The following is a 20,628-nucleotide window of genomic DNA, read 5'->3' as shown; positions in this document are numbered from 1 at the left end:
CGGGTGGGTCTCCTGAAACGTCATCAGATGTCGAGCACCAGGTGCGGCGTCTTGGCGCGCGACACGCAGGTGCACAGGGTCTTGCCGTCCGCCTTCTCGCGCGGACTGAGGTTGTGGTCGCGGTGGTCGGGCACGCCCTCGACCACGTCCACCACGCACACGCCGCAGTCGCCCTGGCGGCAGTCGTACAGCGGGTCCAGGCCGGCGGCGATGAGCACGTCGAGCAGGCTCTGGTCGGGCGCCACGGTCAGCGTCTTGCCCGAGCGCAGCGTGCGCACCTCGAAGGGCGCGTCGCCCGCCTGCTCGATGGCGCCGGCGAAGAGTTCGAAGTGCACGTGGTCATCGGGCCAGCCGAGCGCACGCGCGGTGTCGACCACGGCCTGCACCATGCCGCGCGGGCCGCACACATGCAGGTGGCGGCCGGGCACGGGCGCGGCCAGCAGCGCGCGCAGGTCGAGGCCGCGTGCGGGGTCGCCACCGTCGTGCACCACCGTGCCGCCGAGCGCGCGCACTTCGTGCAGGTAGGCCGTGGCTTCTTCGCTGCGCGTGGCATAGACGAAGTCGAACGCCCGCGCCTCAGCGGCGAGCGACCGCGCCATGCACAGCAGCGGCGTGATGCCGATGCCGCCCGCGATGAGCAGCGGCGGCGCGCTGCCCGCGTGCAGGGCGAAGTCGTTGCGCGGCGCGTGCGCGGTCAGCGCGGCGCCGGGTTGCAGTGCGTGCATCCAGGTCGAACCGCCTGCGCCCTGGGGCTCGCACAGCACGGCGATTTCGCAGCGGTCGGAGCCGTCGTGCGGCCTGGCGAGCGAATACGCGCGCTGACCCGTGTGGCCGTTGGCCTGCACCACCTGCACGCCCAGGTGCGCGCCCGGCGTGAACGGCGGCAGCGGCTCGCCATTCGCCGAGCGCAGCACGAAGGCCTTGATGGCCGGCGTGAGCGGCGTGACCGCGTCCACGACCAGCGCCAGCATGTCGGCGGCGCCGCTCATCCCAGGGGCAGCGCCGGGTCGGCGATGGTGAGGCCGTTCGATTTCTTCCAGCGCGGCATCAGCGTGTTCGACGGCTGTGTTTCGTCGACAAGCTTGCGTGCGGTCTCGGCGCCGGCCACGGGCAGGCCCTTCGGATCGAGCAGGCCGATCTGCACCAGCACGCTGGCCTGGTCCCAGTAGATGTGCTCGTGGTACAGCTTGTCGCCGCGGAACTTCACGATGGCCACGAGCGGAATCTCCACCGGCTTGCCGGTGGGCGCGATGCCCGGGAGCAGCCAGTCGATCTCGACCGTGTGGGTGAAGCAGAACAGCATCTCGTCCACGATCTGCGTCGCGCCCACGGTGCGCGAGATGGGCGTGAGCCGCGTGTCGGGCGGCGTGCTCGGAATGAAGTGGTGCTTGTAGAAGCGCGACAGCTCCTTGGCGCCCACGCCGCCGGTCATGGTCGGGATGTGGTTCACGTAGGGCTCGCTCACCATCGTGGCCATGGTGGCGACCACGTCGCGCGTGGCGAATTCGTACTCGCAGTGCTTGTCCCACAGCGCCGAGAGGTCGTACACCGGGCCGATCGCGTCCTTGAACAGCGCCATCGAGCGCTGGTGCGCCATGAGCGTGGAGGGCTTGTCGAAATGGTCGCCGCCGGTGCGTGCAAACGCATGGTCGACGCCGGGGTAGACGTACATCTGCGCATCGGGCTGGCCGGCGAAGGCTTCGAGCACCTGGGCGCGGGCCTCGGGCGGGCAGAACTGGTCGAGCTCCGCGAAGTGCAGGGCGATCGGGCATTCGATTTGCGGCACGAGGTCGAGCGCGCCTTCGATGCCCACGCCGTAGTAGCCCACGGCCGCGTCCACGCCCGAATGCGCGGCGGCCAGGTAGGCCAGCTTGCCGCCGAGGCAGAAGCCCAGCGCGCCGACCTTGCCGGTGCAGGCCGGGTGCGCGCGCAGCGCCTTCACGCTCGCCGTGACGTCGGCCACGCCGGCTTCGATGTCGAACTTCTGGAAGAAGCCGAAGGCGCGCTGCCAGTCTTCGGGCGAGTAGCCCAGATCGACGCCGGGCTCCATGCGCCAGAACAGGTCGGGCGCGAGCACCACGTAGCCTTCCTGCGCATAGAGGTCGGCCACCTCGCGCACGTAGGCATTGACGCCGAAGATCTCCTGGCACAGCACGATGCCGGGGCCGCGCCCCGAGGCCGGCAGGGCCAGGTAGCCGCGAAAGGTCTGGGTGCCGTCGCCGGCCGGGATGTCGATGGTGTCGCTCATCGGTTCGTCTCTTGAAGTGGTGGGGTCGGCGGCGATTCTGGGGAGCGCGCCGGCCTGTTGTCTGTCCATTTCGTGCAGCGGTTTCGGTCGCACGAAACGGATAGCGGGGCGCCGCCGCGGCACAGAGACTGCGCCCTGCATTTGCTGCCCCCCACGTTCAACGAACTCACCCCGAGGAGACCTTTCATGTCGCAGGCCACGCCCCGATCCGTCTTGTGCGCGCTCACCGTCCTGGTGGGCGCGCTGGCTTTACCCACGCAGGCACAGACCGTGAAAGTCGGCCTGGCGATGGACCTGTCCGGCCCGTTTGCCGTCGGCGGCGCCGAGGCCAAGGCCGGTTTCGCCGTGGCCATGAAGCAGCTGGGCGGCAAGCTCGGCGGCGTGCCGGTGGAGTTCGTCGAGGCCGACACGGCAGGCAACCCCGAGATGGCGCGCCAGGTGGTCGAGCGCATGCTGCTGCGCGACAAGATCGATTTGTTCACGGGACCCGTCGGCTCGTCGGTCGCGCTGGCCGTCGGCCCACCGCTCTTCGCCGCCAAGGTGCCCTATCTGTCGAGCAACACCGGCCCGAGCGACTACTCGGGCGCGCGCTGCAACCCGTACTTCTTCGGCGCCTCGTACCCGAACGACGCGTACTACGAGTCGGCCGGCAAGTTCGCGAGCGACAAGGGCTTCAAGAAGGTCGCGATGATCGCGCCCAGCTACCCCGGCGGCAAGGACGCCATCAACGGCTTCAAGCACACCTTCAAGGGCGCCGTCGGCGACGAGCTGTACACCAAGCTCGGGCAGCTCGACTATTCGGCGGAGCTGGCGCAGATCCGCGCGTCGAAGCCCGATGCGCTGTACTTCTTCCTGCCCGGCGCGATGGGCGTGAGCTTCATCAAGCAGTTCGTCGGCGCGGGGCTGTCGAAGGACGTGGCGCTGATCTCCACCGCCTTCTCGGCCGACGAGGACATGATCCCCGCCGTCGGCGAGCCGATGCTCGGCCTCTTCAACACCGCGCACTGGTCGTTCGACCTCGACAACCCAGCCAACCAGCGCTTCGTGGCCGCGTTCCGCCAGCAGAACAACGGGCGCAACCCGTCGTTCTATGCCGGCCAGGCCTACGACGTGCTCATGGCGATGGATGCGGCCGTGCGTGATGTCGGCGGCAAGGTGGCCGACAAGCCTGCGCTGCTCAAGGCGATCAAGGCGGCCAACTACAAGTCGGTGCGCGGCGATTTCCGCTACGGGCCGAACAACTTCCCGATCCAGAACTACTACCTGCGCGTGGTCGCCAAGGACGGCAGCGGGCGCATCGCCAACAAGGTGATCGGCACCGTGCTGGAGCGCTACCAGGACCGCACCGCCGCGCAATGCGCGATGAAGTCCTGAGGAGGTGTGTTCAGTGCCGCGCGGCGGGCAGCCGCGCGGGGTCGCGCGAGGTGTCGCGCGGCAGTTGCCCGAAGCGCTCGCGGTAGCAGGCGGCAAAGCGGCTCAGGTGCGAGAAGCCGCAGTTCAGCGCCACCTCGGTGACGCTGGCGCCGTCGTGCCGCGTCAGCTGTGCGTGCGCGGCATCGAGCCGCATGTTGCGCAGCACCTCGCCGGGCGACAGGTCGCGGTGGCGCCTGAAGAGCAGGGCGAGGCCGCGGCGCGTGACGCCCGCGGCCTGCGCCACCTCTTCGAGCGAGAGCAGCGAGTCGAGCCGTTCGCGCATGAACTCTTCGGCCCGCCGCAGCTGCCGCAGGCTGGTTTCCTCGGTGCCGCGCTGCGCGTCGGCATGCCGCTGCAGCACCGAATTCGGCCGGTGGCACAGCAGGTAGAGCATGAGGTTGTCTTCGCAGTGCGCGAGCCAGCGCGGGTCGTAACGCTCGAACTCGGTGGACGGCAGCAGCGAGGCCAGGCTCGCCACCATGCGGCACCACTGCGTGCCCGCCGCGTCGTCCAGGCGCAGGGGCATGTCGAAATCGATCTCGCCCACGGTGTCGCCGCCGCGCAGCGCGAAGGCATGGCGCGCCACCTCCTGCAGGCGGCTGAGTTCGATCTTCAGCATCAGCTGTTCGCAGTCGGCGTGCCAGCGCAGGCGCACCGGCTTGTGGGCGGAAATGATGGCGCCCTGGCCGGGGTGGATCTGCAGCGTCTGTCCGCCGGTGTGGATGTCGGCTCGGCCGCGCAGCGGCATCTGCACCAGAACGAAGTTGCCGAGCGCGTCGGGCTCGATGTCGACGTCGCAGCCGTAGCGCAGGATGCACAGCGACAGTGCGCTCATCTCGGCGCGACAGAAGATCGCATCGACATCGCCCGAGCGCCACACGCTGCGGTGCGGCTTCAGCTCATGGGCCACGCGCGCGTGCGTTTCTTCGGCCTCGCGCGAGCGGAAGACCTCGCGCCTGTACAGCGGGGACAGTTGCTGACTCGACCATGCGTCCATGGACACTCCTGCGGGGCCAAAGTGGGGAAAGCGACGGCGGCGGACGCTTTTTTTGTACGCTGGAATCTACGTGGGTGCGCCGCGCGCCGCCATGGGGGTTGCCCGGGCAACGGGCGTCCCCGTTGCAAGAAGCCTGCCCGGCTTGTGTCTAGATGCTGCGGAGATTCACTCGCTTCGACAGCGCTTCGGCACTCTCGCGCCGCTCGCTGTAGCGATCGACCAGGTGGTCCGCGCAGTCGCGCGTGAGCAGCGTGAACTTCACCAGCTCTTCCATCACGTCGACCACGCGCTCGTAGTAGGGCGAGGGCTTCATGCGGCCCGCGTCGTCGAATTCGAGAAAGGCCTTGGCCACCGACGACTGATTGGGGATGGTGATCATGCGCATCCAGCGGCCCAGCACGCGCAGCTGGTTCACCGCGTTGAACGACTGCGAGCCGCCCGACACCTCCATCACCGCGAGCGTCTTGCCCTGCGTGGGCCGCACCGAGCCGACGGCCAGCGGAATCCAGTCGATCTGCGCCTTCATGATCCCGGTCATCGCGCCGTGGCGTTCCGGCGAGGTCCACACCATGCCCTCGGCCCACTGCGCGAGATCGCGCAGCTCCTGCACCTTCGGATGGTCTTCGGGTTCGCCATCGGGCAGCGGCAGGCCGCGCGGGTCGTAGATGCGGGGCTCGGCGCCCATCGCGCGCAGCAGGCGCGCGGCCTCTTCGGTCAGCAGGCGGCTGTAGGAGCGCTCGCGCAGCGAGCCGTACAGCAGCAGGATGCGTGGTGCGTGCGTGGCGCGTGCGGTGGGAAGCAGCTCGTGCAGGCGGGGGACACGGAACGCATCGGCGTCGACGTGTGGCAGGTCAGGGCTTGGCGACACGCTGGCCTTTCGCGTCGATCACGGCTTCGCCGTCTTCCTTGGAGAAGGCGCCTTGCTGCGGCTTGGGCAGGATGTCGAGCACGGCCTCCGAAGGCCGGCACAGGCGCGTGCCCAGCGGCGTGACGACGATGGGGCGGTTGATGAGGATCGGGTGCTGCAGCATGAAGTCGATGAGCTGTTCGTCGCTCCACTTGGGATCGCCCAGGCCCAGCTCGTCGTACGGCGTGCCCTTCTGGCGCAGTACGTCGCGCACGGGCACGCCCATCGCCGCGATCAGCTGCGCGAGCGCGGCGCGATCGGGCGGGGTCTTCAGGTACTCGATGACGGTGGGCTCATCGCCCGTGTTGCGGATCAGCGCGAGCACGTTGCGCGAGGTGCCGCAGGCGGGGTTGTGATAGATGGTGATGTCGCTCATGACAAGTTCGTTGAGAAGAAAAAAATGGGTCAGCCGAGGCTGAGGCGCAGCGCCAGTGCGGCGAGCGTCGCGGCCAGCACGGGCAGGGTCAGCACGATGCCGATGCGGAAGTAGTGGCCCCAGGTGATGGTCATGCCCTTCTTCGCGAGCACGTGCAGCCACAGCAGCGTGGCCAGGCTGCCGATGGGCGTGATCTTCGGGCCGAGGTCGCAGCCGATCACGTTGGCATAGACCATGGCCTCTTTCACGAGGCCCACCGCGCCCGAGGCCTCGATCGACAGCGCGCCGACCAGCACGGTCGGCATGTTGTTCATGACCGAGGAGAGCACCGCCGCGAGAAAGCCGGTGCCCATGGCCGCGCCCCAGACGCCGCCTTGCGCGAACAGGTTCAGCAGCGTGGCGATCTGGCCGGTGAGCCCGGCGTTGCGCAGCCCGTAGACCACGAGGTACATGCCCAGCGAGAAGACGACGATCTGCCAGGGCGCGCCGCGCAACACCTGGCGCGTGCCGATCACCGGGCCGCGCGCCGCCACCGCGAGCAGGATCACCGCGCCGAAGGCGGCCACGGCACTCACCGGCACGCCCAGCGGCTCCAGGCCGAAGAAGCCCACGAGCAGCAGCGCGAGCACGACCCAGCCGGCGCGGAAGGTGTCGCGGTCGCGGATCGCGTCGGCGGGCTTCTTGAGGCGGGCCATGTCGTAGTGGGCGGGAATGTCGCGCCGGAAGCACCACAGCAGCACGCCCAGGCTCGCGAGCACGGCCGCGACGTTGACCGGCACCATCACCGAGGCGTATGCGTTGAAGCCGATGCCGAAGAAGTCGGCCGACACGATGTTCACGAGGTTCGACACGATCAGCGGCAGGCTGGCCGTGTCGGCGATGAAACCCGCGGCCATGACGAACGCCAGGGTGGTGGCCGGCGTGAAGCCGAGTGCCACGAGCATGGCCATCACGATGGGCGTGAGGATCAGCGCCGCGCCATCGTTGGCAAAGAGGGCCGAGACCGCGGCGCCCAGCAGCACGATGAAGGCGAACAGCCGCCGGCCGTTGCCGCGTCCCCAGCGGGCCACGTGCAGCGCGGCCCACTCGAAGAAGCCGGCCTCGTCGAGCAGCAGGCTGATGAGGATGACGGCGATGAAGGTCGCGGTGGCGTTCCAGACGATGGCCCAGACGACGGGGATGTCGGTGAGCTGCACCACGCCGAGGAGCAGGGCGATGACGGCGCCCAGCGAGGCGCTCCAGCCGATGCCGAGGCCGCGTGGTTGCCAGATGACGAGCAGCAATGTGCCGGCGAAGATGAGGAGGGCGGTGGTCATGTTCTTCTGTTCAGGGGGTGTGCACAGGCCACCGGGTACTTCCCTCCGCGAATGTCCCCCGCCCTTCGGGCTCCTCCTTGATTTCGCTGCGGGAAGCACCCGGTGTCCTGCGCACGGGGCGCGGTGCTGGTGTGCAGCGGATCAACGACCGCTCTGAACACGCTCACGTCGATGGGGTGCCTTGCGCAGCGAAATAAAGGAGGAGGGGCGAAGCCCCGGGGGACATTCGCGGAGCAAGGTGCCCCATCGGCGGGAGCACGCCAGAGCACACGCACTCCGCGTGCAACAGCACAAGCTTTCATGGTCAGCAGTCGCAGGTGGTCGCCGGAAGACAGGCTTCCCCCTGGCAGCAGTTCTCGGTGAGGTAGCCGAGCAGCCCGTTCATCCGGTCGAACGATGCGCGGTAGATGAGGTTGCGTCCCTGGCGCTCCTGCGAAACGAGGCTCGCGTTCACCAGCTCCTTGAGGTGAAAGGACAGCCCCGTGGCTGACACCTCTAGCGCTTCGGTCAGCGCACCCGGCGTCAGCCCGTCGGGCCCCGCCACCACCAAGGCACGGAACACCCGCAGGCGCACGGGTTGCGCGAGTGCGCCCAAGGCGCGGACCACATCGTTTTCTTCCATCATTCAAGTATCTTTGAATTATTGAATCGAGGCAACCCGCGGCGCAAAAAGACCGGTGGCACGAATCGGCCATCGCCCTGGCAGGCAACGGCCATCCACGACGTACCGCTTTTTCTACAGTCGCCCTCGGTCCATTCCCCAATGACGCATCCAACGAAGGAGACACCCATGTCCGACACCTATGTTCTGGTTCACGGCGCCTGGCACACCGGCGCCGAAATGGAGGCCGTGGCCGACGGCCTGCGCGCGGCCGGCCACACCGTGCATTGCCCTACCGTGGCAGGCAACAACCCCAGCGACGACCGCGCGGGCACGGGTCTGGCCGACGCCATCGCCTCGGTGGTCCGCTTCATCGAGAGCAAGGACCTCACGCAGGTGCGGCTCGTGGGCCACAGCTACGGCGGCATGGTGATCTCGGGCGTGGCCGACCGCATCGCGGCGCGGCTGCGGCGGCTGGTCTACATCAACGCCTTCGTGCCGCTCGATGGCGAAGCGCTCAACGACATGGTGCCGCCGCATTACGTGACCATGTTCGACGCGGTGGCTGCGGCCAACAACAACGCCGTGACGCTGCCCTTCGAGATCTGGCGCGAGGCCTTCATCAACGACGCCGACCTGGCGCTGGCGCAGTCCGCCTACGACAAGCTCAACCCGCATCCGTACCGCACCTTCACCGACAAGATCCAGCTGAAGCAGCCGCTGGCGGCGCTGGCGCTGGGCAAGTCGTACGTCAACTGCCAGCAGGACACGGCGCTGCCGCACAGCCTGCCGTGGCATCCGCGGCTGTCGGAGCGGCTGGGGTTGTTCCGGCTCGTGGAGTGCCCTGGCAGCCACGAGATGTTCTTCTCGAACCCACAGCGGCTGGCGCAGGCGATTCTTGAAGCAGGGCGCGACTGACGGAAGACTTCAGCCGTTGGGAAAGAGCGCGTCGAACACGCGCAGCGACGCATAGGCGTCGTTGGCCGCGTAGCGGATCTGCGATTCGGTGAGCTGCTTGTGCGCCCAGTTCGAGGTGGTCGCCTTGCGCGACTTGGCGAAGCGGCGGTTGAACATCAGCGCCACCGCCGTCTTCACGCCCACCGAGCGGCGGTAGCCGCGCCGGCGGAATTCGTCGTCGATGTCGAACACGGCCTGCGGCGCAATCGCCAGCCGCAGGCGGATCAGCGACAGGTCGCTCGAAAGGCCGAAGCCGACCTTGCGCAGTTCGGTGGACGCGAGCAGGCCCGCGACCACGGGGTTGCATTCGTCGCGGTGCAGCTGGAACAGCCAGGCTGTGTCGCGCGTGGCGAACTGCACCACGTGCGGGCCGGTCGACACTTCGTTCTTCGCGAAGGTGGGGCGCGACTCGGTGTCGAAGCCCGCCACGCCGGCGTCGAGCAATTCATCGGCGGCGCGCTCGGCTTCGGCCAGCGAGCTGACGACCACGATGTCTTTCAGGTCGAGGCTGTCGAAGGGGTCGAGCAGCGCGATCTGTTCGCGTTCGGGAAGGGGCGGAAGCCGGTGGCTGTTGGTGTGAGGAGCGTTCACCGGGTCTTCGCTTTCGCGGCCTTGGGGGTTGTCTTGGGTTTGGGCTTGGGCTTCTTCTGCTTCGGCGGCTGGCCCGAACGCAGTGCGGCCTCGTAGGCCAGGCGGCCCCAGCGCGCGGCTTCCTCGCGGTCTTCGAACAGGTCGGCCGGCGCCAGCCGGTACGACATCGGCATCTCCTTGCCTTCGCGCACGTAGGTGAAGGGCGGCAGGTTCAGCGCGTCGAAGTGCGCGGCGCTGCCGGCATCGGCCTTGAGGTACAGCGTGTCCTTGGCGACGAGCGCGATCATGCGGCCCTCGTGCCACACGCCGTGGCCGCCGAACATGCGGCGGGTCTCGATGCGGCCGAGGCGCTCGAAGGTCTCGTGCAGGCTTTGAACAAAGACGCTCATGACGTGATCTCGATGCGGTTGCCGTCCGGGTCGAGCACTACGCTCTCGTAGTAGCCGTCGCCGGTGCGGCGCGGGCCGTCGAGCAGCGGGTAGCCGTCGGCCTTCAGCCGCTGCGTGAGCGCATCGACCTCGGCGTCGGAGCCGACCGAGATCGCCAGGTGCGTCCAGCCCATGCGCTGCGCGCCGGCCTCGGCGACCACGGGCGAGAGGGTGCTGGTGGTCATGGCCTCGATGCGCGCGCCGTCGCCCAGGCTCAGGAAGCACGAGGCGAAGCCCTTGGCCGGGTTGACGTAGCCGGCGCCGGCGGTGGCGCCGAAGTAGTCGACGTAGAAGCGCTTGCAGCGTTCGAGGTCGGTGGTCCAGAGGGCGATGTGGTCGATGCGGATGCGCATGGGGCAGGAAGGAGGTGCGAAGGGTGTCAGCCCGTGCGCCAGGGCGCGCGGCTGGGCGACCAATGGTAGGCGATGCGTTCGCGCCCGCTGCCCGGGTGGCGGTCGACCACGCCGCGCACGAGGCCGTAGCGTTCGTAGAAGCGCTGCGCCTCGGTGTTGGTGACGGCCACATGCAGCCGCCAGCCATGCGGCATGCGCACGCAGGCCTCGTCGAGCAGCGCCTTGCCGAGGCCCTGGCTGCGCAGGTGCGGTTCGACGAACAGCTGGGCCACGTACTCGCGCGCCGTGAGCAGCACCATGAAGGCCAGCACCTGGCCGTCGCGTTCGGCCAGCACCACGTCGGCGGGTGGGATGAATTCGGTCTGCACACGCCGCAGCCAGTGGCCGATGGGCTCGACGTGGACGGCGCTGCGGTTGGCCGACACCCAGGCGCGGCGCCAGATGCCCGCGAGCACCATGTTCTCTTCGGCGCCGCCATCGCGCGAGCGCAGCTGGAAGGCAGGAATCTGGGCGGCGGACATGCGGACCATGATAGCCACGCCGGGTGCGGACCGCACCCCTTTGTGGTCAGCCGTTCAGCGTCTGCGCGTGGTGCGCGATGTGGTCCGCCATGAAGCTCTGGATGAAGTAGTAGCCGTGGTCGTAGCCCGCGTGGCGGCGCAGCGTGAGCGGCTGGCCGGCGGCGAAGCAGGCGGCCTCGAAGACCTCGGGGTGCAGCTGCTCGGCGAGGAATTTGTCGGCCAGGCCCTGGTCGATGAGGATGCCCTGCGGATAGGGCGCCACGGTCTGCGATTGCATCAGCGCGCTGGCGTCGTGCGCGAGCCATTGCGCGCGGTCGTCGCCGGGTTCGCCCAGGTAGCCGGCGAAGGCCTTCTGGCCCCACGGGCACTGGGTGGGCGCGCAGATCGGCGCGAAGGCCGAGAGCGACTTGAAGCGCCCCGGGTGCCGCAGCGCCAGCGTGAGCGCGCCGTGGCCGCCCATCGAGTGGCCGAAGATGCCGATGCGCTCGCCGTCGATGGGAAAGTGGCGGGCCACCAGCGGCAGCAGCTCGTGCACGATCCAGCTTTCCATGCGCCAGTGCGTGGCCCAAGGCTCGGCGGTGGCGTCGAGGTAGAAGCCGGCGCCGATGCCGAAGTCCCAACTGTCTTTCGCGCCCGGCAGGCTTTCGGGTTCGGTGCCGCGCGGGCTGGTGTCGGGCGCGATGAGCGCAACGCCCAGGCTCGCGGCCATGCGCTGCGCGCCGGCCTTCACCGCGAAGGTCTCCTCGTTGCAGGTCAGGCCGGCAAGGTAGAGCAGGGCGGGCACGCGCGTGTGCGCGGCCTGCGGCGGCAGGTAGACCGAGAAGCGCATCGGCAGGCCGATTTCGTGCGAGCGGTGCTCGACGAAGCGCTGCACGCCGCCGAAGGCGTGGTGTTCGGAAAGAAGTGTCGGGGTGGTGTCGGTCATGAAGAGGAGGTCGTCTGGCTGCGCAGCGCGGGCACGAGTTCAAGCACGGCGTCCGCGAAGGTGCGGGGCGCTTCCTGCGGCAGGTTGTGGCCCGCGCCGGGCACGAGGCGGTGCGAACGCGGTCCGCTGAAGCGGTGCGCGTGGGCCGAGGCGTCGGCGGGCGGTCGCACGCCGTCGTCGATGCCGTCGAAGGTGATGGCGGGCACGGTGATCGTCGGCTGCGCGGCGGCGGCGTTCGATGTCGGCATACGCCGGGTCGCCGGGCACGAGGCCGAAGCGGTGGCGGTACGAATGGATCACCACGTCCACGAAGTCGGGGTGGTCGAAGGCGGCGGCGCTGCGTTCGAAGGTGGCGTCGTCGAAGCGCCAGGTCGGCGACCACAGCTGCCACAGCAGCTTCGTGAGGGCCTTGCGGTCCTTCGCGAGGCCGGCGCGGCCGCGTTCGCTGTGGAAGTAGTACTGGTACCAGAGGCTGTGCTCGTTCTCTGCGGTGTCCGGCTCCATCGCCTTGGCGATGTTCTGGATGTTGTAGCTGTTGAGCGAGACCAGCCCGGCGCAGCGTTCGGGCCACAGCGCCGCCACGACGCAGGCGGCACGGCCGCCCCAGTCGTAGCCGGCCAGCACGGCGCGCTCGATCTTCAGCGCGTCGAGCAGCGCGAGCAGGTCGGCGCCGAAGGCCGCCTGTTCGCCCGAGCGCGGCGTGGCGTCACTCAGGAAGCGCGTGGCGCCGTAACCGCGCATGTACGGCACGATCACGCGGCAGCCTTGGGCGGCCAGCATCGGCGCAACCTCGGCGTAAGTGTGAATGTCGTATGGAAAGCCGTGCATCAGCAGCACGGGTGGGCCGTCGGCGGGGCCGGCTTCGTAATAGGCGACTTCGAGGACGCCCGCTTCGATTCTGCGCAGGGGTTCCATGCGGTTCATGGCGGGCGCCTCCTCGGGCTCAGTACAAGACCACGCCGCGAATGGACTCGCCGCGCTTCATCAGGTCGAAGCCCTTGTTGATGTCTTCCAGCGGCATGGTGTGCGTGATCAGGTCGTCGATGTTGATCTTGCCTTCCATGTACCAATCGACGATCTTCGGCACGTCGGTGCGCCCGCGCGCGCCGCCGAAGGCCGAGCCCTCCCACTTGCGGCCCGTGACCAGCTGGAACGGGCGCGTGCTGATCTCGGCGCCGGCCTCGGCCACGCCGATGATGATGCTGCGGCCCCAGCCCTTGTGCGTGCACTCGAGCGCCTGGCGCATCACCTGCGTGTTGCCGATGCACTCGAAGCTGTAGTCGGCGCCGCCGTCGGTCAGCTGCACGATGGCGTCGACCACGTTCTCGGTGGTCTTGGGGTTGATGAAGTGCGTCATGCCGAACTGGCGGGCCATCGCCTCGCGCTCGGGGTTCAGGTCCACGCCGATGATCTTGTCGGCGCCCACCATCTTGGCGCCCTGGATCACGTTCAGGCCGATGCCGCCCAGGCCGAACACCACGACGTTCGCGCCGGCTTCGACCTTGGCCGTGAAGATCACCGCACCGATGCCGGTGGTGACGCCGCAGCCGATGTAGCAGACCTTGTCGAAGGGCGCGTCTTCGCGGATCTTGGCCAGCGAGATCTCGGGCGCGACCGTGTAGTTGCTGAAGGTGCTGGTGCCCATGTAGTGGAAGATGGGCTTGCCGTCGAGGCTGAAGCGGCTGGTGGCGTCGGGCATCAGGCCCTTGCCCTGCGTGCCGCGGATCAGCTGGCACAGGTTGGTCTTGCGGCTCAGGCAGAACTTGCACTGCCGGCATTCGGGCGTGTACAGCGGAATGACGTGGTCGCCCTTTTTCAGCGTGGTGACGCCGGGGCCGACGTCGACCACGATGCCCGCGCCTTCATGGCCCAGGATGGCGGGGAAGATGCCTTCGGGGTCGGCGCCCGAGAGCGTGTAGTAGTCGGTGTGGCAGATGCCGGTGGCCTTGATCTCGACCAGCACTTCACCGAACTTGGGGCCCTGGAGGTCCACGGTTTCGATGGTCAGGGGTTGGCCTGCTTGCCAGGCGACGGCGGCTTTGGTTTTCATGGGATTCGGTTCTTCAGAGAGCGGAAGGGGACAAGGATACTCAGGCGAGCCTTCAGGCGGAGCCAGCCGGGAAGATACCCGACATGCCCACAAAGCCCGGCAGGTGACGAAAGTCCCAGACCCAGCGGCGCAGCGCGGGAAACTCGTCGAGCGAGATGCCGCCTTCGCCCGCCAGTGCCACGTACGGAAAGCAGGCGAGGTCGGCAATGGTCGGCTCGGGCGCGGCCACGAGCCAGCGCAGGCCGGTGGCGGCGTGCTGCTCGGCCAGGTGGTCGTCGAGCACGCGGAAGGCCGCGCGCGCGCCGCGCCGGCAGGCGTCGATGTCCAGGTGCGTGTAGCCCAGCGCGTCGTGCAGCCGGGCAGCCGAGGCGGTGCGCGTGATCTCGTCGGCCATGGCGAGCCACATCGCGACCTGGCCGCGCAGCTTCGGGTCGGCAGGGTACCAGCGCTGCCGTGCGTCGTCGTAGCGGCTCGCGAGGTAGACCAGGATGGCCTGCGCGTCGCGCAGCACGAAGCCTTCGTCGTCGATCACGGGGAGCTGGCCGAGCGGGTTGATCTGCGCGAGGAATCGTGCGGACTTGTGTTCGCGGCCCGGATGGAAATCGACCGGCACGCTCGCATGGTCCACGCTGAGCCACAGCAGCATCTGCCGTACCTTGAAGCAGTTGCCCGAGAGCGGGTAGTCGTAGAGCTGGACGGTCATGCGGCGGCCCTCGCGGTGCCGAAGCGCATGCCGCGCTCGCGCAGCCAGCGGCGGTAGGTGACGGAGGTGGTGTCACCGCGCGTGGGCGTCTCGGCGCGGCCTTCGAGCGGCATGCGCTTGAAGGCGTGGTTCTCCAAAATTGGCTTGTCCTGCCCGAAGATCGTGTGCTGGAAGGCGATGAGCTCGGCGTCGCTCGACACGTCGTCGAAGTAGGCCAGCAGCGTGTGGGCGATGACGTGCTCGTCGTCCACCGGCTGCAAGAAGAGGCCGATGGCGTCGAGCTTGTCGGGCCGGTGGCTCGACTTGTAGAGCATGGCCGAGAAGGGCTGCATCACGCGGTACTTGTAGAACACCTCGCTGCCCGTGTCGTGGGCGGCCGAGGCGCGGGGTTGCCAGAAGCGGCAGTCGGTGGCCCAGATCTCGTCGGTGGCGGCGTCGACCTCGACGTTGTACTTGGCCACCTCGGTGTGCGGCACCTTGCCGAGGTAGTCGGGGTGTACGAAGGGGAAGTGCGCCATGTCCAGGAAGTTCTCGATCACGCGCAGGCCCGACACGGCCACGCCGAGCCCGCCGCAATCGACGATGCGGCGGCCGGGTTCGTCGTACTCGGGGAAGGCGAACAGCGGGCGCGCCGGGCGGCCGCTGGGGCAGACCCAGAGGCAGCCGTAGCGCGACTGCACGGTCAGCGTGTCGGTGCCGAGCAGGGCGTGCGGCGTGCCGTCGGCGTCGGTGTGCAGATGCAGGGTGTCGCCGAGCAGCCGCGTTGTTCGTGGCAAGCTGCTGGCGGGGCCGACGACGAGCCAGTCGTCGAGCATGTTGGGATCGTCGGTGACGAAGGGCATTTGTTCTTTCTTCTTTCAGTGCGATGCAGCGGCTTCGATGTCACTGCGCAGCTGGCGCGCCGCGCGGTGCACCCGGGCCATCGCGTCGGCGCCGGGGGCTGCGTCGGTCCACAGGTGCAGGAAGCTCAGCTGCGGTTGCGCGTCGAGCAGCAGCGCGGCGACGGGCGATTCGCCCAGCGTGCCTTGCCATGCGTCGGGCGTTCCTGTCGACGCGAAGCCATGCGGCGCCAGCGCAGCGCGCACCTCGGACGCGGCCACGCGCAGCGTCAGCGTGCGGGCGAGGTGCCAGCCGGCGGGCACGGCGTCGGCCAGCTCGGGCGGCGCATCTGCGCCGTCGGCCGCGAGGCGCACCCACAGCATGCCCGCGGCATCCGCCGTGGCGAACACCTTCGCGCAGACGTTGCGCGGCGCCGGCATGGCCGGGTGCGCCGGGATGCGAACGCAGGCGCCACTGCCGGCCTCGTACTGCCAGCCGTGGTAGGCGCAGGCCAGGCGGTCGCCGCCGGTCACCTGGCCGAGGGTGAAGCGCACGCTGCGGTGCGGGCAGCGGTTCTCCCAGGCCTGCGGCGAGCCATCGGCCGCGCGCCACAGCGCGAGCTCCTGGCCTTGCGCAAAGCCGGCGACGATGTTGGCGCCGGCGCGCACCTCGGCGGAGGGCGTGACGGGGTGCCAGGTGGCGGAAGGATTCATGGGTCTTGATCGTGGGGCAGCGGGGAAGGGCGCCGCGAATCGGCATAGCATCGGCCATGCCCTTGTCGGCGGTGCCGCCTACCGTAGCGTGTCCGCCGCACCGATGAAAGCCCCATGCCAAGACGCTCCTTTTCATTCCTGCAACGACGGCCCGCCCGGCGGTGGCGTCCATGACGGCGGGGCGCATCGACCTCGCGCTGGTCGAGGCCTTCGTGCTCGTGATGAAGAGCGGCAGCCTCACCAAGGCCGAGAGCCTGTCGGGCGTGTCGAAGGCGACGCTGAGCCGGCAGCTCACACGGCTGGAGGAACTGCTGGGCGCCCAGCTGCTGCTGCGCAGCTCGCGCCGCATCGCGCCCACGGAGGCCGGGCGTGCGTTCTTCGCACGCTGCGAGGGGCTGCTCGGCGAGGTCAGCGGTCGGCTGGAGACGGCGCGCACCGAGGTGCAGGAGCTCACGGGCGGGGTGTCGGGGCGGCTCACGCTGCTGTCGGACACGCAGTTCAGCACCTCCTTCGTCTGCCATGTGGTGCGGATCTTTCTCGAATCGCACCCGAACGTGCGCTGCCAGCTCGACGTGGCGAACGGCGCGCAGGCCCCGCAGATCGGCGAGGTCGATTGCTATGTGGGCTCGGCGCCGCCCGACCTGCCGGACCTGGTCGCCAAGCTGCTGGGCCGGCTGGCCTACGGCCTGTACGCCAGCCCGCAGTACCTGGCGCGGCACGGCACGCCGCAGACGCCCGAGGCGCTGGCGCAGCACCGGATGATCGCGATGCGCGAGCCCTCGGGGCCGCCGTCGCCGCTTCGGCTGGTGTCGCAGCAGGCCTCAGGGCGCCACGTGGTGCGCACGGAGCCGGCCTTCGAGACCAACGACCACTGGGTGATGAAGACCTTCTGCATCGACGGCCTGGGCATTGCGCCGCTGCCGGTGTTCTTCGCCGGGCCCGAGGTGGCGCAGGGCGTGCTGGTGCCGGTGCTGCCGCAATGGCCGCCGGAGGCGCGGCGGCTGTACTGCGCCTACCAGCGGCAGCGCTACATGGGGCAGAAGCTGCGGGCCTTCGTCGACCTGATGGCGCGCTGCGTGGCGGACATCGGCTCGTACAACCACTACGTGGGCTCGACCGCGGCGGTGTCGTCTTCGGCGCGCCGGGCGCGGTCGGCGGCGCGACCATAATCGGCTTTCTTCTTCCTGCATCTGCCAGCTTCCTTCACCGATCCATCATGAAGAAAATCCTCGTCCTCAACGGCCCCAACCTCAACCTGCTCGGCACGCGCGAGCCCGAACAGTACGGCCGCGACACGCTCGCCGACGTCGAACGCCTGTGCAAGGAGACGGGCGCGAAACTCGGTGTCGAGATCGAGTGCCGCCAGTCGAACCACGAAGGCGTGCTGATCGACTGGGTTCAGGAGGCGGGCCGCGAAGTGGCTGCCGGGAACATGCTGGGCGTGGTGATGAACCCGGGGGCCTACACCCACACATCCATTGCACTGCACGACGCCATCAAGGGGGCGAGCGTGCCGCTGATCGAGCTGCACATCTCGAACGTGCATGCGCGGGAAGAGTTTCGCCACCACTCGTACATCTCGCCTGCGGCGCGCGGGATCATCGTGGGGCTGGGGGTGAAGGGGTACACGCTGGCGATTGCTGCGCTGGTTCCCTGAGGTTGCCTTCGGGGGCGTGCGCAGGACACCGGGTACTTCCCTCCGCGAATGTCCCCCGGGGCTTCGCCCCTCCTCCTTGATTTCGCTGCGGGAAGCACCCAGTGCCCTGCGCACGGGGGCACGCTTCGGGCGAACGGCTGATCAAGAGCCGCTCTGTATCGCAGCGTCTCAGTAGGTCTGCTTGGGTGCGGCAGCTTTCCAGCTGCGGCTGACCCGGCCTGCGCTGTCGACGCTTTCCAGGTGCACGTCGAAGCCCCAGAGCCTTGCGACGTGCTTCAGCACTTCTTCGGCGTTGTCGTTCAGTGGCAGGTTGTTGCGCTGCGTGTGGCGCAGCGTGAGCGAGCGGTCGCCGCGCGTGGCCACGCTCCAGACCTGGATGTCGGGCTCGCGGTTGCCGATGTCGTACTGGCGTGACAGCGATTCGCGCAGCGCCTGGTAGCCGCTGTCGTCGTGGATGGCCGACACCTCGAGCTCCGATTCGCTCTGGTAGTCGCGGATCGAGAACAGGCGGAAATCGCGCATCGTCTTCGGGCTCAGGAACTGGCCGACGAAGCTCTCGTCCTTGAAGTTGCGCATCGCGTAGTCGAGCGTCTTGACCCAGTCGGTGCCCGCGAAGTCGGGGAACCAGCGGCGGTCTTCGTCGGTCGGCTTTTCGCAGACGCGGCGCAGGTCGGTGAACATCTTGAAGCCCAGCGCATAGGGGTTGATGCCGCTGTAGGCACGGTGGCCCACGGGCGGCTGGAACACCACGCTGGTGTGCGAGCTGAGCCATTCCATCATGAAGCCGTCGTCCAGCTGGCCGCGGTCGTACATGGTGTTGAGCAGCGTGTAGTGCCAGAAGGTGGCCCAGCCTTCGTTCATGACCTGGGTCTGGCGCTGCGGGTAGAAGTACTGCGCGATCTTGCGCACGATGCGCACCACCTCGCGTTGCCACGGTTCGAGCAGGGCGGCGTTCTTCTCGATGAAATAGAGCAGGTTCTCTTGCGGCTCGGGCGGAAAGCGGCGCGCGGCTTCCGACTCGGCCGCCTGTTCGCTCTTGCGCGGCAGCGTGCGCCACAGGTCGTTCACCTGCTGCTGCATGTGGCGCTCGCGGTCGGTGCGCTGCGCGCTCTCTTGCGCCAGCGAACGCTTCTGCGGACGGCGGTAGCGGTCGACGCCGTAGTTCATGAGCGCATGGCAGGAGTCGAGCAGGTCTTCCACCGCATCGAGGCCGTGGCGTTCCTCGCACTCGGCGATGTAGTGCCGCGCATAGACGAGGTAGTCGATGATCGACGACGCGTCGGTCCACATGCGGAACAGGTAGTTGCCCTTGAAGAAGCTGTTGTGCCCGTAGGCCGCATGCGCGATCACCAGGGCCTGCATGGCCATGGTGTTTTCTTCCATGAGGTAGGCAATGCACGGATCGGAGTTGATGACGATCTCGTAGGCCAGCCCCATGTGGCCGCGCTTGTAGTTCTTCTCGGTGGAGATGAACTGCTTGCCGTACGACCAGTGCCTGTAGATCATGGGCATGCCCACGCTGGCGTAGGCGTCCATCATCTGCTCGGCCGTGATCACCTCGAGCTGGTTCGGGTAGGTGTCCAGGCCGAAGCTCTTCGCGGTCTTGGCGATCTCGGTGTGGTACGTCTCGATGAGCTCGAAGGTCCAGTCGGACGGGCTGGGCAGGCGTTCGAGGCGGGAGGTGGGCAGGTCGGTGCTGCGCGGCAGGACAGGGGCTCCGGGAGGGCGTTCGGTGGTGATCATGTGGGCACCCCTTCCTTCTTGAACAGGTCGCGGAACACCGGGTAGATGTCCTGCGCGTCCGATACCTTGCGCATGGCGAAGTTGGGCGCCACGCCTTCGAGCTGCTGGTACTCCTGCCACAGGTTCTGCTCGGTCTCGGCCACCTGCACGTAGGCGTAGTAGCGCACCACGGGCAGGATGTTGTCGACCAGCAGTTCGCGGCAGCGGCCGCTGTCCTGGTGCCAGTTGTCGCCGTCGCTGGCCTGGGCGCCGTACACGTTCCATTCGCCGCTGGCGTAGCGGGCCTTGATGATCTCGTCCATGAGCACCAGTGCGCTCGACACCACGGTGCCGCCGGTCTCGGTGGCGTGGAAGAACTCTTCTTCGGTCACTTCCTGCGCCTGCGTGTGGTGGCGCAAGAACACGAGGTCGATGCGTTCGTAGTGCCGCGTGAGGAACAGGTACAGGAGCATGAAGAAACGCTTGGCCATGTCCTTGCGCGCCTCGTCCATCGAGCCCGACACGTCCATGAGGCAGAACATCACGGCCTTGGCGCTGGGCACGGGCGTCTTCACGCGGTTGCGGTAGCGAAGGTCGATCGGGTCGATGTAGGGCACATGCCGCATGGTGCGGCGCAGCTCGGCGATGAGGTCCTCGGTCTCGCGGATTTCCTTCTGGATCAGTGCGGTCTCGACCTGTGGATGCGCTTTCAGGACCAGAAGGTGCGCCTCCAGGCGCTTGAGTTCCTTGCGCGGTTCGCCGCCCAATGCAATGCGCCGCGCGAGCGCACCGCGCATCGAGCGCACCACGTGCAGGTTGTTGGGCGAGCCGTCGCTGGTGAAGCCGGCGCGGTGGCTCTTCCACTCGGGCACTTCGGCGATCTGGGTGCGCACGAGGTGGGGCAGCGCAAGGTCGTCGAAGAAGACGCGCATGAACTCCTCGCGCGTGAGGCGAAAGACGAAGTCGTCCTCGCCTTCGCCGCTGTCGCTGGCCTCGCCGCTGCCCGAGCCGCCGCCCCCCTGGCCCTCGGGACGCGCGATGCGGTCGCCCTTGAGGTATTCCTGGTTGCCGGGGTGCACGTACTCGCGGTCGCCGCCGCGCGCATGGCCGAACACCGGCTCGGAGACATCGTGGCGCGGCAGGGTCACGTCTTCGCCTTGCTCCAGCTCGCGGATGTTGCGCCCGCTGACCGCGCGCCGCACCGCCTCCTGAATCTGGCCCTTGTAGCGCCGAAGGAAGCGCTCGCGGTTGCCGATGGACTTGTTCTTGCCCGAGAGCCGGCGATCGATGATCTGCTGCAGGATGGCCACGATGTTTTCAAAGCTCCTTGC

At 68.3% G+C, this 20,628-nt stretch carries 22 protein-coding genes and 1 pseudogene; 4 read left to right on the top strand and 19 right to left on the bottom strand.

The window, feature by feature from the left end; all coding sequences use genetic code 11:
- Positions 1-23: 23 nt before the first annotated feature.
- Together AC1RLW_RS09975 and AC1RLW_RS09970 are read right to left on the bottom strand one after the other, a co-directional pair.
- Positions 24-989 (bottom strand): PDR/VanB family oxidoreductase, encoded by a 966-nt coding sequence (locus AC1RLW_RS09975; protein WP_493192921.1) that lies wholly within the window; start codon positions 987-989, stop codon positions 24-26.
- Complete coding sequence (locus AC1RLW_RS09970; RefSeq protein ID WP_493192920.1) at positions 986-2,248, bottom strand: dienelactone hydrolase family protein; 1,263 nt, start codon at positions 2,246-2,248, stop codon at positions 986-988. Before AC1RLW_RS09970 ends, AC1RLW_RS09975 begins: the two co-directional genes overlap by 4 nt.
- Positions 2,249-2,434: 186 nt before the next feature.
- Between AC1RLW_RS09970 and AC1RLW_RS09965 the strand changes: the two genes are divergently transcribed.
- Positions 2,435-3,622 carry an ABC transporter substrate-binding protein gene (locus AC1RLW_RS09965; RefSeq protein WP_095950622.1) on the top strand — a complete coding sequence of 396 codons (1,188 nt, stop codon included), beginning with the start codon at positions 2,435-2,437 and terminating at the stop codon, positions 3,620-3,622.
- A gap of 10 nt (positions 3,623-3,632) precedes the next feature.
- Here AC1RLW_RS09965 and AC1RLW_RS09960 read toward each other — a convergent pair whose 3' ends face one another.
- The 5 genes from AC1RLW_RS09960 to AC1RLW_RS09940 form a co-directional block, all read right to left on the bottom strand.
- Positions 3,633-4,658, bottom strand: a complete 1,026-nt coding sequence (locus tag AC1RLW_RS09960; protein ID WP_493192919.1) for an AraC family transcriptional regulator — start codon at positions 4,656-4,658, stop codon at positions 3,633-3,635.
- Positions 4,659-4,806: 148 nt separating this feature from the next.
- Entirely contained in the window at positions 4,807-5,526 is a 720-nt protein-coding gene (gene arsH / locus AC1RLW_RS09955) for an arsenical resistance protein ArsH (RefSeq protein WP_493192918.1), read from the bottom strand.
- A complete protein-coding gene (arsC, locus tag AC1RLW_RS09950; RefSeq protein ID WP_493192917.1) occupies positions 5,510-5,941 on the bottom strand; it encodes an arsenate reductase (glutaredoxin) in 432 nt (143 codons plus the stop codon). Before arsC ends, arsH begins: the two co-directional genes overlap by 17 nt.
- Positions 5,942-5,970: 29 nt before the next feature.
- Positions 5,971-7,257, bottom strand: coding sequence for an arsenic transporter (locus AC1RLW_RS09945; RefSeq protein ID WP_493192916.1), 1,287 nt, complete (start codon positions 7,255-7,257; stop codon positions 5,971-5,973).
- 304 nt (positions 7,258-7,561) lie between these two features.
- Entirely contained in the window at positions 7,562-7,879 is a 318-nt protein-coding gene (locus tag AC1RLW_RS09940; protein WP_493193071.1) for an ArsR/SmtB family transcription factor, read from the bottom strand.
- Between the two features lie 168 nt (positions 7,880-8,047).
- On the opposite strand from AC1RLW_RS09940, the gene AC1RLW_RS09935 reads away from it, so the two are divergent.
- On the top strand, positions 8,048-8,776 hold the full coding sequence (locus tag AC1RLW_RS09935) for an alpha/beta fold hydrolase (protein WP_493192915.1): 729 nt from the start codon (positions 8,048-8,050) through the stop codon (positions 8,774-8,776).
- Between the two features lie 9 nt (positions 8,777-8,785).
- Here AC1RLW_RS09935 and AC1RLW_RS09930 read toward each other — a convergent pair whose 3' ends face one another.
- The 10 genes and pseudogenes from AC1RLW_RS09930 to AC1RLW_RS09885 form a co-directional block, all read right to left on the bottom strand.
- A complete protein-coding gene (locus AC1RLW_RS09930; RefSeq protein ID WP_492729763.1) occupies positions 8,786-9,406 on the bottom strand; it encodes a 3'-5' exonuclease in 621 nt (206 codons plus the stop codon).
- Complete coding sequence (locus AC1RLW_RS09925; RefSeq protein ID WP_493192914.1) at positions 9,403-9,795, bottom strand: TfoX/Sxy family protein; 393 nt, start codon at positions 9,793-9,795, stop codon at positions 9,403-9,405. The genes AC1RLW_RS09930 and AC1RLW_RS09925 overlap by 4 nt, the downstream gene beginning before the upstream one ends.
- Entirely contained in the window at positions 9,792-10,187 is a 396-nt protein-coding gene (locus AC1RLW_RS09920) for a VOC family protein (RefSeq protein WP_235926677.1), read from the bottom strand. Before AC1RLW_RS09920 ends, AC1RLW_RS09925 begins: the two co-directional genes overlap by 4 nt.
- A 26-nt stretch (positions 10,188-10,213) precedes the next feature.
- On the bottom strand, positions 10,214-10,708 hold the full coding sequence (locus AC1RLW_RS09915; protein WP_255221040.1) for a GNAT family N-acetyltransferase: 495 nt from the start codon (positions 10,706-10,708) through the stop codon (positions 10,214-10,216).
- 46 nt (positions 10,709-10,754) lie between these two features.
- The gene (fghA, locus tag AC1RLW_RS09910; protein WP_493192913.1) at positions 10,755-11,633 is read right to left on the bottom strand and encodes an S-formylglutathione hydrolase; all 879 of its coding nucleotides are present in this window, start codon (positions 11,631-11,633) and stop codon (positions 10,755-10,757) included.
- Positions 11,630-12,557 (bottom strand): annotated as a pseudogene (locus AC1RLW_RS09905) (alpha/beta fold hydrolase). The gene fghA and the pseudogene AC1RLW_RS09905 overlap by 4 nt, the downstream one beginning before the upstream one ends.
- 19 nt (positions 12,558-12,576) lie before the next feature.
- Positions 12,577-13,683, bottom strand: coding sequence for an S-(hydroxymethyl)glutathione dehydrogenase/class III alcohol dehydrogenase (locus AC1RLW_RS09900; RefSeq protein ID WP_070059685.1), 1,107 nt, complete (start codon positions 13,681-13,683; stop codon positions 12,577-12,579).
- Between the two features lie 52 nt (positions 13,684-13,735).
- Complete coding sequence (locus AC1RLW_RS09895) at positions 13,736-14,386, bottom strand: glutathione S-transferase family protein (RefSeq protein ID WP_493192912.1); 651 nt, start codon at positions 14,384-14,386, stop codon at positions 13,736-13,738.
- Entirely contained in the window at positions 14,383-15,228 is an 846-nt protein-coding gene (locus tag AC1RLW_RS09890) for an aromatic ring-hydroxylating dioxygenase subunit alpha (RefSeq protein WP_493192911.1), read from the bottom strand. Before AC1RLW_RS09890 ends, AC1RLW_RS09895 begins: the two co-directional genes overlap by 4 nt.
- A gap of 15 nt (positions 15,229-15,243) precedes the next feature.
- Positions 15,244-15,918 (bottom strand): Rieske 2Fe-2S domain-containing protein, encoded by a 675-nt coding sequence (locus AC1RLW_RS09885; protein ID WP_493192910.1) that lies wholly within the window; start codon positions 15,916-15,918, stop codon positions 15,244-15,246.
- A 170-nt stretch (positions 15,919-16,088) separates the two neighbouring features.
- On the opposite strand from AC1RLW_RS09885, the gene AC1RLW_RS09880 reads away from it, so the two are divergent.
- Positions 16,089-17,087 carry a LysR family transcriptional regulator gene (locus AC1RLW_RS09880; protein WP_493193070.1) on the top strand — a complete coding sequence of 333 codons (999 nt, stop codon included), beginning with the start codon at positions 16,089-16,091 and terminating at the stop codon, positions 17,085-17,087.
- A gap of 47 nt (positions 17,088-17,134) precedes the next feature.
- Positions 17,135-17,575: a type II 3-dehydroquinate dehydratase gene (aroQ, locus tag AC1RLW_RS09875; protein ID WP_062470706.1), complete on the top strand. Its 441-nt coding sequence runs from the start codon at positions 17,135-17,137 to the stop codon at positions 17,573-17,575.
- Positions 17,576-17,743: 168 nt separating this feature from the next.
- Here the strand turns inward: aroQ and AC1RLW_RS09870 are convergent, their stop codons facing one another.
- The gene (locus AC1RLW_RS09870; protein ID WP_493192909.1) at positions 17,744-19,318 is read right to left on the bottom strand and encodes a SpoVR family protein; all 1,575 of its coding nucleotides are present in this window, start codon (positions 19,316-19,318) and stop codon (positions 17,744-17,746) included.
- Positions 19,315-20,607, bottom strand: coding sequence for a YeaH/YhbH family protein (locus AC1RLW_RS09865; protein WP_095744575.1), 1,293 nt, complete (start codon positions 20,605-20,607; stop codon positions 19,315-19,317). The genes AC1RLW_RS09870 and AC1RLW_RS09865 overlap by 4 nt, the downstream gene beginning before the upstream one ends.
- Positions 20,608-20,628: the final 21 nt, after the last annotated feature.

It is taken from the genome of Variovorax sp. GW822-FHT04A09 (assembly GCF_058801005.1).
This window is presented reverse-complemented; position numbering and strand designations above follow the sequence as displayed.

Coding starts and splice junctions, on each gene's coding strand:
- AC1RLW_RS09925 (WP_493192914.1), bottom strand. CDS start 9,795: ATGAGCGTCTTTGTTCAAAGCCTGCACGAGACCTTCGAGCGCCTCGGC.
- AC1RLW_RS09945 (WP_493192916.1), bottom strand. CDS start 7,257: ATGACCACCGCCCTCCTCATCTTCGCCGGCACATTGCTGCTCGTCATC.
- aroQ (WP_062470706.1), top strand. CDS start 17,135: ATGAAGAAAATCCTCGTCCTCAACGGCCCCAACCTCAACCTGCTCGGC.
- arsC (WP_493192917.1), bottom strand. CDS start 5,941: ATGAGCGACATCACCATCTATCACAACCCCGCCTGCGGCACCTCGCGC.
- AC1RLW_RS09920 (WP_235926677.1), bottom strand. CDS start 10,187: ATGCGCATCCGCATCGACCACATCGCCCTCTGGACCACCGACCTCGAA.
- AC1RLW_RS09895 (WP_493192912.1), bottom strand. CDS start 14,386: ATGACCGTCCAGCTCTACGACTACCCGCTCTCGGGCAACTGCTTCAAG.
- AC1RLW_RS09890 (WP_493192911.1), bottom strand. CDS start 15,228: ATGCCCTTCGTCACCGACGATCCCAACATGCTCGACGACTGGCTCGTC.
- AC1RLW_RS09935 (WP_493192915.1), top strand. CDS start 8,048: ATGTCCGACACCTATGTTCTGGTTCACGGCGCCTGGCACACCGGCGCC.
- AC1RLW_RS09975 (WP_493192921.1), bottom strand. CDS start 989: ATGAGCGGCGCCGCCGACATGCTGGCGCTGGTCGTGGACGCGGTCACG.
- AC1RLW_RS09885 (WP_493192910.1), bottom strand. CDS start 15,918: ATGAATCCTTCCGCCACCTGGCACCCCGTCACGCCCTCCGCCGAGGTG.
- AC1RLW_RS09915 (WP_255221040.1), bottom strand. CDS start 10,708: ATGTCCGCCGCCCAGATTCCTGCCTTCCAGCTGCGCTCGCGCGATGGC.
- AC1RLW_RS09970 (WP_493192920.1), bottom strand. CDS start 2,248: ATGAGCGACACCATCGACATCCCGGCCGGCGACGGCACCCAGACCTTT.
- AC1RLW_RS09900 (WP_070059685.1), bottom strand. CDS start 13,683: ATGAAAACCAAAGCCGCCGTCGCCTGGCAAGCAGGCCAACCCCTGACC.
- AC1RLW_RS09940 (WP_493193071.1), bottom strand. CDS start 7,879: ATGGAAGAAAACGATGTGGTCCGCGCCTTGGGCGCACTCGCGCAACCC.
- AC1RLW_RS09880 (WP_493193070.1), top strand. CDS start 16,089: ATGACGGCGGGGCGCATCGACCTCGCGCTGGTCGAGGCCTTCGTGCTC.
- AC1RLW_RS09870 (WP_493192909.1), bottom strand. CDS start 19,318: ATGATCACCACCGAACGCCCTCCCGGAGCCCCTGTCCTGCCGCGCAGC.
- fghA (WP_493192913.1), bottom strand. CDS start 11,633: ATGACCGACACCACCCCGACACTTCTTTCCGAACACCACGCCTTCGGC.
- AC1RLW_RS09960 (WP_493192919.1), bottom strand. CDS start 4,658: ATGGACGCATGGTCGAGTCAGCAACTGTCCCCGCTGTACAGGCGCGAG.
- AC1RLW_RS09965 (WP_095950622.1), top strand. CDS start 2,435: ATGTCGCAGGCCACGCCCCGATCCGTCTTGTGCGCGCTCACCGTCCTG.